We start from the raw sequence: 8,522 nt of genomic DNA, 5'->3' as shown, positions 1-8,522 counted from the left end.
TAAGTCTTTTTCACCTAATATTTTCTTTAATTTATCATTTTCCTGAGTTACTTCATTTAATTCTTCTATACTATTCTTTCCCTCAATCAAAGCTTTTCTACCTGGTTTTACCTTAATCTTATCTTTATTCTTTGATTTGCTTATCCAAGTAAAAATTGTACTAGTAGATATTCCATGTTTTCTTCCAACTAAAGAAACATTACCTACCTCTTTCACTTCATTTAATATTTGATTCTTAAATTCTTCTGAATAAGTTTTTCCTTTCATAAATTACCTCCAATAATTACTATATTTAGTATAACCTATACTAATATGCTTTGTCCAAATAATTATCGGGGCTTAAGAGTTTTTATATAAATAAAAAATTTAATAAAGATGAAAATAAAAAAGTATGTCTATAAAGTTTTAGATTTAAGACATACTTTTTGTTTGAATTTTTTATATGATAAACGTAAAATTAATATATGTTAAATTAAACATAGAATGGAGAGTGTCTTTAAGAAGTGATTTTTTCTAATTTAAAGTTAAATGATAAAGAGTCTATTTACCTGCAGATTGAAAATCATATACTTCTATGTATAGAAAATGGAGTACTTACTAAAGGAAGTAAACTTCCTTCCACAAGAGAAGTAAGTAAGTTTTTAAATATAAGTAGGAATTCGGTAGTTTCAGCCTATGAAGACTTAGAAAGCAAGCAAGTTATTGTTACTAAGAGAGGCAAGGGGACATTCATTTCTGTTGATGTACATAAAGAAAGTTATGAAATTAATGTGGATTGGAATAGTAGAATAAATGATTATAGTAGACTTTTAAGAGAAAAAGATATTATAAAGACTGAATTGCCTTATGAAAAGGGTATGATTTCTTTTAAATCTATTGCTCCTGAATCAAGTCTTTTTAATAAAGATGATTTTAAAAGGGCTTTATTAGATGCTTGGAGTAATGAAGAAGAAAATCTTTTGAATTATGGGTATGCTAAGGGATATAAACCTTTAATTGAATATTTATATGAATATATGGAGAGTAAAGGTGTAAGCCTTAAAGATAAGGATATATTAGTAACTAATGGTTTTACAGAAGCCTTTGATATTATTCTTTCATCTTTAACTAAAAAGGGAGATGTTATTTTATGTGAAGAGCCAACTCATAATACTGCACTTAAAATTATGGAATCTCATGGACTTAAGATTGTACAGATTCCTATAGATAAAGGTGGCATAAAGATAGATGCCTTGAAAGAAGCGTTAGATAAATATGAAGTTTCCTTTGCTTATTTAATTCCATCTTATAATAATCCAACTGGAATTGTTACAAAAGGGGATAGGAGAAAAGAACTTATAAAGCTTTTAGAAGAAAAAAACGTACCTATAATTGAAGATGGTTTTAATGAAGAATTATTATATTCAAGTTCACCTATAGAACCTTTAGCTGCTTTAGGGGGAGAAGGAAATGGAATTATATATGTAGGGAGTCTATCTAAAATTTTATTTCCTGGTCTTAGAATTGGATGGATTTTAGCTGATAAAAATCTAATTGATTTATTAGAAAGTGTGAAAAGGGGAAGGACTATACATTCATCTTTTTTAGATCAAAGTTGTTTTTATTATTATTTAAAAAGTGGAGCCTTTAGAAGGTATTTAAAAAATGTTAGAAAGTTTTATCGTGATAAGTATAATTTGGTTATGGAAAATGTAACTAAGTATATAGACTGTGAATATGTAACTGGAGAAGGTGGACTACATATTTTTATAAAACTAAGAAATAATCTAGATGCTAGAAGAGTTTTGGATATATGTTATAAAAGGGGCGTTATATTCATGCCAGGAGATATATTTTATAGCGGAGAAAAAGGAAGAGATACTTTAAGAATAGGATTTGGAAGGGTAAGTGACAGCGACATAGAAAAAGGAATAAAGATAATTGGTGAAGCTGTAGATAAATTAAGTAAAGAAGGATAAGGAGTGTATTTTTATGGCAACAGAAAAGTTATTTTATGAAAATCAATACATAAAAGAATTTGAAGCAGAAGTATTAGAAACAAGAGAAAGTGAAAAGGGATTTGAAATCTTATTAGATAAAACAGCATTTTTCCCAGGAGGGGGAGGTCAAGTCTCTGATAGAGGAACTATTAATGGAATAAGTGTAATAGATATGATTGAAGAGGAAGATAATATTTATCATGTCTTAGAAAAGAATATTGAAGTTGGAACAAAGGTTAAAGGACAGCTTGACTGGGAAAGAAGACTTGATGGAATGCAGCAACATTTAGGTCAGCATGTATTATCTGGAGTATTCTTTAGTGAATTTAATCACAATACAGCAGGAATTCATTTAGGTCATGATATTAGTTATGTTGATATAGTAGGTCAAGTTCCTATGGAAATGATAAGAAAGGCTGAAAGATTAGCTAATAAGATTATTGGTGAAAATCATAAAGTTAATTTTTTATTAACTAATAGAAAAGATGCAGTTAAAATGGGACTTAGAAGAGAACTTGCAACAGATGATGAAAGTATAAGAATTGTAAAAATAGAGGATCTAGATATAAATGCATGTTGTGGAGTACATCCATCTAATACTCTTGAACTTCAAATGATTAAAATTAAGACTGCAGAAAAGCATAAAGGAAACACAAGAGTATACTTTTTAGCAGGCTCAAGAGCAGTTAAGGAGTTTTTAGATAGAAGCAATATTTTAGATGAAGTGAGTATAGAACTTACAACTGGTTATGATGAAGTTATAAAAAGCGTTAAATCTTTAAAAAATAATTTAGAAGAAGCTAAAGAAGAAAATAAGAAGTTAAAAATATCTTTATCTAAATACGAAGCTGAAAACTTAAGAAGTAATGCAGAAAAGATAGGGGATATCAAGTTAATAATAAATGAATTTGAAAATGAAAATAATAAATACTTATCAAAGCTTGCAGAAAAATTAACTGAAAGTGATAATACAGTTGTATTATTTGGATGCAAAGATGTAGAAAAAGCAAATCTGCTATTTGTATGTTCTAAAAACTTAGATAAATTAAATATGGGGGCTATACTTAAAGAAAGTATAGGTATTATTGATGGAAGAGGAGGAGGAAGCAATGTTCAAGCTCAAGGTGGAGGAAAGAAACCTGAGAATTTAAAAGAAGCTTTAAAACATGCTGAAGCCATTATTAAAGAAAGTTTATAATGTTTTGAAAGGAAAAATACAAATGATGGATTTTATGAAAATTTTAAATAACGATACTTCTGATTTAAATGATGAAGAAAGAAAGCAGGCAGAAGAATTTACAGAGCATCTTAGAGAAAAGATGATTCATGATCTTACTTTATTTGAATCAGAAGAATTAATTAGAAAATTGGAAAATGATAAAGAAGAGTTTATAGAGTCAATTGAACAAATTTTTGTAAATGGAGTAAAGGGATATAAAAAGATGAATATGCAACTTCTTATTAATTTATATTTAGAGAGAATTGGAAGAAAAAAATTTGTATCTCTTATAGAAAATTTGCAGTAATAAATTGGATAAATGCTCAATATAATAATAAAGTAAGAAAAAATTAAAAAATTTGTTTCATAGAATTACTAGCTATGGTATAATATCATGGAAACAGGAAGGTGGTTAAAGTAATGAAACACATAAAAACAATAAATAAAACTAACATAAAGAACAGTTTATGTAAGCCAGGATGCAAGGAATGCGCTAATTCATGCCAATCAGCTTGCAAAACTTCTTGTACAGTAGCAAACTTAGAATGTGAAAACTAAATAGCGAAAGAAGAAGATTTTATTGATGGCTTAAGTTTTAAGCCATCAATATGCTTATTGCAAAAGAAATCTCGTAATTTTTAGGTTGCGAGATTAATTTTTAGTTTTTACACTATTTGGAGGGAAAGTAAATGGCATTAATACACAAATTTAAGCAAGGTGGAAATTATTATGTTCTTGATGTAAATACAGGAGCAGTTCACTTAGTTGACGAACTTGTTTATGATATATTAGATGATAACGGAATTAAGACTAAGGTAGATGTTTTAAATGCGTTAAAAGGAAAATATGACGAAGAAGAAATTTCTGAAGCATATGATGAAATTCAAGAATTAGCTGAAGATGGAGTTATTTATTCTGAAGATCAATATGAAGAAATAGCACACAGCTCAATGGATGATAGAGATTACATAAAGGCAATATGTCTAAATGTTATTCATGGATGTAACTTAAGATGTAAATATTGCTTTGCAGATGAAGGTGAATATCATGGACATGGTGGAGTTATGTCTGTAGAAACTGCTAAAAAAGCAATAGAATATGTAATAAAGAGAAGCGGTCCTAGAAAGAATATCGAAATAGACTTATTTGGTGGAGAACCAACTCTAATAATGGATAAACTTAAAGAAGTTATAGCTTTTGCTAGAGAAAATGAAAAGAAGTGGGGTAAAAATATTAGATTTACAATGACTACTAATGCTACACTTCTTGATGATGACATGATGGATTTCATGGATAAAGAAATGGGTAATATAATCCTTTCATTAGATGGTAGAAAAGAAATTAATGATAAAACAAGAATAAAGGCTGATGGTACAGGTTCTTATGACGATATCGTACCTAATATTAAGAAGATGATATCAAAGAGAACTAAGGGTAAAACTTACTATGTAAGAGGAACATTTACTAGAAACAACCCTGATTTCTTCAATGACGTACAAGCTATGTTAAATGAAGGCTTTAGAGAAATTTCAATAGAACCAGTTGTTCTTGAAGATGGACATAACTTAGCAATAAGAGAAGAAGATTTAGAAACAATCAATAAAAACTATGATATGTTATATGAAGATATGAGAAGAAGATTATATGAAGGTGATCCATATACTTTCTATCATTTCATGATTGATTTACAAGGTGGACCTTGTGTATATAAGAGAATATCAGGATGTGGAGCAGGTTTTGAATATGTAGCTATTACTCCACAAGGTGAAGTATATCCATGTCACCAATTTGTTGGTAAAGAAGAATATAAATTAGGTGATATATATGAAGATACTTTCGATTCAGAATTAGCTAAGAAATTTAAGAAAGCACATATTTACAATAAGCCTAAATGTAGAGATTGTTGGGCTAGATTCTACTGCAGTGGTGGATGCCAAGCTAACAATGTAAACTTCAATGGAGACATGAACATTCCTTATGAAATAGGATGTAAAATGCAAAAGAAGAGAATAGAATGTGCTATAGCTCTTAAGGCTGAACAACTTGAAATATTAAGAGAAGCAGAAGGAAAATAAAAATGAAGGAATATATATTAGATAATGGAATTAAGCTGATATATATTAAAGGAACTTCAGATTTAACATCAATTTCAATTGCATTAAATGCAGGGGCAGCTCAGGATGGAGAGATTCTAGGAGTTGCCCATGCTGTTGAACATATGATTTACAAGGGAACTGAAAATAGAACAGAAGCAGAGATTAATGAACTTTCTAGTAAAATCTTTGGTTTTACAAATGCTATGACTAATTATCCTTACGTTGTCTTTTACGGAACATCATTAAAGGAAGACTTCGAAAAGGGAGTAGAGTTATTTTCAGATATATTAATAAATCCTGTTTTTAGTATAGAAGGATTTAATGAAGAAATGGATGTTATTAAACAAGAATTAAAAGAATGGGATGAGGAGCTTGATCAGTTTTGCGAGGACAAGCTCCTTTTTAATTCTCAGAATAATAGATTGAAGTACCCGATAATAGGAACAGCTGAAGACTTAAATAAAATTAAATTAGAGGATTTAAAGGACTTTTATAAAAGGTATTATTCTCCTAAAAATATGACTATAGCTATATCATCTAGCTTTCAGGCTGAAGAAGTAATAAGAATAGTTAATAAATACTTTAAAAATATGAAATGTGAAAATGATGTTATTCTCCATGAAGAATGCTATAAAGACATTAATTTTGGTGTATTTAAAGATAGGAGAGATGGAGTTAAAATTAGCAGAGTACAGATAAACTTTGATATAAGTGACCTTTCAGAAAAAGAAATAAAGGCCCTTAGAATATTTAATGAGTATTTTGGAGAAGGAGTTAATTCATTACTCTTTGACAAGCTAAGAACTAAGAGTGGTCTTGTATATGATGTACTTACAACTATTTCTTATGAAAGCTATATAAAGCTTTATAAAATAATGTTTACTACTTCAAAGGATAAGGTAAAAGAAGCATTAAAGGAAGTAGATAAGTCAATAGATGAAATTAAAATCTTAAGTGATAGTAAAATAGAAGAATTAATAAAAAGCATAAGAATTAAAAAACTATTTAAAGAAGAACAAAGCATAAGATATACAAATTTAGTAGCAACCTATGGTGTTATGTTTAAAGATGCTATGGCTTATGATAAAGCTTATAGAGATTTTAATGATATAACTGGAAAGTTTATTTATGATACAGCAAAAAAAGTATTAGATAAAAAGTCTATAGAAATAATAAGTTAAGGAGTAGTATATGGAAAAAGATTTACCACTATTAAATGAACTTATTAATTATCATAAAGAAAATAATATTTTATATTCTATGCCTGGAAATAAGGCAGGGAAAGCCTTTGAAAGAGAAGAAATGGGTAAATACTTTGCACAAAACTTAGGTTATCTTGATATTACAGAAGTTGACCCTTTAGATAATCTTCATCATCCAGAAGGTGTTATAAAGGAAGCTAAAGAAGCTTTAGCTAAAACTTATAATGTAAAAAAGGCTTATTTTTTAGTTAATGGCACAACAGGTGGAAATTTAGCAGCTATTTTTTCATGCTTTGAAGAAGGTGATGAAGTAATCTTAGAGAGAAACTGTCATAGATCTATATATAATGCTGTTATTATGAGAAAACTTAAGGTGCATTGGATTGAAGTTATAGGCTCTATTATGCTAGATAAATCTTCAGGAGTATTTTTACCTCCAAATGAAGAATCTATAATAAATGCAGTAAATAAGTATACTAAGGCTAAAGGAATAATATTAACTTCTCCTAATTATTTTGGAATTTCTTATAATTTAGAAAAAGCTATAAGCTGTATAAAAGAAAGAAAATTAAAAGTTATTATAGATGAAGCCCATGGAGCGCACTTTGGTATTACAGAAAAGTTACCTAAAAATATTGCTTCTTTAGCTGATATTACAATTACTAGTGCTCATAAAACATTACCAGCATTAACAGGTGGATCTTATCTTTTAAGTAACTTAGAGGATAATAAATTAGATTTTTATGTTAGTGCATTTATGACAACTTCACCATCCTATCTTATTATGGCATCCTTAGATTATGCTAGATTTTATTTAGATAATTACGGAAAAGAGGATTATGAAAATCTTATAGATGAAGCTAATAGATATAGAGAAAAAATAAATGCTTTAAATAAGGTTCATATATTAGCAAAAGAAGATTTACCTAAAGGTTATGAAATAGACTCAAGTAGATATATTTTAATTTTGCCTAAGGGCTATAGTGGAGGAAAACTTTTAGAATATTTAAGAGAGCAGAGGGTTCAGTGTGAAATGAGTTTTTCAGATGGAGTAGTTTTGATTCTTTCACCATATAATGCTGATAAAGATTTAAATACTTTATATAATATAATAAAAGATATGAATATGGAGCTATTTAAAGATGAGTTAATGGAAAATAGAATAAATCTATTTGAAAATACACCAACTAAGGTTTTAGAGCCTTATGAAGTTTTTAATATTGAAGGTGAATATAAAAAATATAAAGAATCTGAAGGATATTTATTAAAGGGAGCCATTGTTCCTTATCCACCAGGAATACCTATAGCAAGTCCTGGAGAAAAAATAGATTCCTATCTTATACAGAAAATAGATGAATGTATTAAAGATAATATTACTGTTTTAGGAATTAAAGATAGCTTAATAAGTGTTTGTAAGATTGATAATAAAAATACTGGTGACTAAATATAGCGCCAGTATTTTTTCTTTTATTTTAGACTTAAAAAATTAGGGAAAGTAACACTTATAATAGAGCCAATAATTGCAATGAAAATTCCTATATTTCTTAAGGTCTTATTTTCTTTTCTCACTCCTAACATCATAAGTATAATTCCAACAATAATAACTAATGTGCTCAAAACAAAGAACCTCCTAAGTGAATATAAAACAATTGTACAATAATTTTACAGATAAATCAGTATAATTATTTATTAAAGGCTCAATTACTAAATAAAGTGATAAATGAAACTAGCTATTCAAATATAGGTGGACGGCCTTTAAAGTTCGTATTTATATAAGGATGTTCTCCCTTTATAAATAATGGATATTCTTGAATTTCATCAAAAATATATTTAAATAAGGATAAATAATTAGCTAAATATTTAGTAGAAACACCTCTATAAACTGATATAAATCTTTTTATATTACTGTGAATACTATTTATTTTTTGAATATTAAAACCTTTGAAACTATGCTTTCCTTTTGGAATTGCTATATGATTGAGCTTACAATAGGAAGATAAAGATTTATATGAATATAAACTATCAG

Annotated in this window: 10 protein-coding genes; 7 read left to right on the top strand and 3 right to left on the bottom strand. The window is 28.1% G+C overall.

Annotation, left to right across the window (positions count from 1 at the left end):
- On the bottom strand, window positions 1–267 hold a 267-nt coding region (locus tag BM384_RS13095), incomplete at its 3' end, for a transposase (RefSeq protein ID WP_090014268.1).
- A gap of 236 nt (window positions 268–503) precedes the next feature.
- Between BM384_RS13095 and BM384_RS13090 the strand changes: the two genes are divergently transcribed.
- The 7 genes from BM384_RS13090 to BM384_RS13060 all read left to right on the top strand — a co-directional run bounded on the left by BM384_RS13090 (window position 504) and on the right by BM384_RS13060 (window position 7,940).
- Complete coding sequence (locus BM384_RS13090) at window positions 504–1,958, top strand: MocR-like pyridoxine biosynthesis transcription factor PdxR (protein ID WP_090014266.1); 1,455 nt, start codon at window positions 504–506, stop codon at window positions 1,956–1,958.
- Between the two features lie 13 nt (window positions 1,959–1,971).
- Window positions 1,972–3,177 carry an alanyl-tRNA editing protein gene (locus BM384_RS13085; protein WP_090014264.1) on the top strand — a complete coding sequence of 402 codons (1,206 nt, stop codon included), beginning with the start codon at window positions 1,972–1,974 and terminating at the stop codon, window positions 3,175–3,177.
- Between the two features lie 4 nt (window positions 3,178–3,181).
- Window positions 3,182–3,505 (top strand): hypothetical protein, encoded by a 324-nt coding sequence (locus BM384_RS13080; protein ID WP_207650724.1) that lies wholly within the window; start codon window positions 3,182–3,184, stop codon window positions 3,503–3,505.
- A 113-nt stretch (window positions 3,506–3,618) separates the two neighbouring features.
- A complete protein-coding gene (gene scfA / locus BM384_RS13075) occupies window positions 3,619–3,756 on the top strand; it encodes a six-cysteine ranthipeptide SCIFF (protein WP_003371542.1) in 138 nt (45 codons plus the stop codon).
- A 131-nt stretch (window positions 3,757–3,887) separates the two neighbouring features.
- Window positions 3,888–5,273 (top strand): thioether cross-link-forming SCIFF peptide maturase, encoded by a 1,386-nt coding sequence (gene scfB / locus BM384_RS13070; RefSeq protein ID WP_090014259.1) that lies wholly within the window; start codon window positions 3,888–3,890, stop codon window positions 5,271–5,273.
- 2 nt (window positions 5,274–5,275) lie between these two features.
- Window positions 5,276–6,475 carry a M16 family metallopeptidase gene (locus tag BM384_RS13065; protein WP_090014257.1) on the top strand — a complete coding sequence of 400 codons (1,200 nt, stop codon included), beginning with the start codon at window positions 5,276–5,278 and terminating at the stop codon, window positions 6,473–6,475.
- Between the two features lie 10 nt (window positions 6,476–6,485).
- Window positions 6,486–7,940: an aminotransferase class I/II-fold pyridoxal phosphate-dependent enzyme gene (locus BM384_RS13060; RefSeq protein WP_090014255.1), complete on the top strand. Its 1,455-nt coding sequence runs from the start codon at window positions 6,486–6,488 to the stop codon at window positions 7,938–7,940.
- 23 nt (window positions 7,941–7,963) lie between these two features.
- Here the strand turns inward: BM384_RS13060 and BM384_RS17740 are convergent, their stop codons facing one another.
- Together BM384_RS17740 and BM384_RS13055 are read right to left on the bottom strand one after the other, a co-directional pair.
- Window positions 7,964–8,113 (bottom strand): hypothetical protein, encoded by a 150-nt coding sequence (locus BM384_RS17740; protein WP_175537381.1) that lies wholly within the window; start codon window positions 8,111–8,113, stop codon window positions 7,964–7,966.
- A 113-nt stretch (window positions 8,114–8,226) separates the two neighbouring features.
- A partial coding sequence (locus BM384_RS13055; RefSeq protein ID WP_139232115.1) for a transposase occupies window positions 8,227–8,522 on the bottom strand: 296 nt, incomplete at its 5' end.

It is taken from the genome of Clostridium sp. DSM 8431 (assembly GCF_900116755.1).
Taxonomy (GTDB): domain Bacteria; phylum Bacillota; class Clostridia; order Clostridiales; family Clostridiaceae; genus Clostridium.
The sequence above is the reverse complement of the archived record's forward strand: the minus strand, read 5'-3'. Positions and strand labels throughout refer to the sequence as shown.

What these genes read in the sequence shown, in the direction of transcription:
- scfA (WP_003371542.1), top strand. Translation starts at nt 3,619, where the DNA reads ATGAAACACATAAAAACAATAAATAAAACTAACATAAAGAACAGTTTA.
- BM384_RS13065 (WP_090014257.1), top strand. Translation starts at nt 5,276, where the DNA reads ATGAAGGAATATATATTAGATAATGGAATTAAGCTGATATATATTAAA.
- BM384_RS13060 (WP_090014255.1), top strand. Translation starts at nt 6,486, where the DNA reads ATGGAAAAAGATTTACCACTATTAAATGAACTTATTAATTATCATAAA.
- BM384_RS13085 (WP_090014264.1), top strand. Translation starts at nt 1,972, where the DNA reads ATGGCAACAGAAAAGTTATTTTATGAAAATCAATACATAAAAGAATTT.
- scfB (WP_090014259.1), top strand. Translation starts at nt 3,888, where the DNA reads ATGGCATTAATACACAAATTTAAGCAAGGTGGAAATTATTATGTTCTT.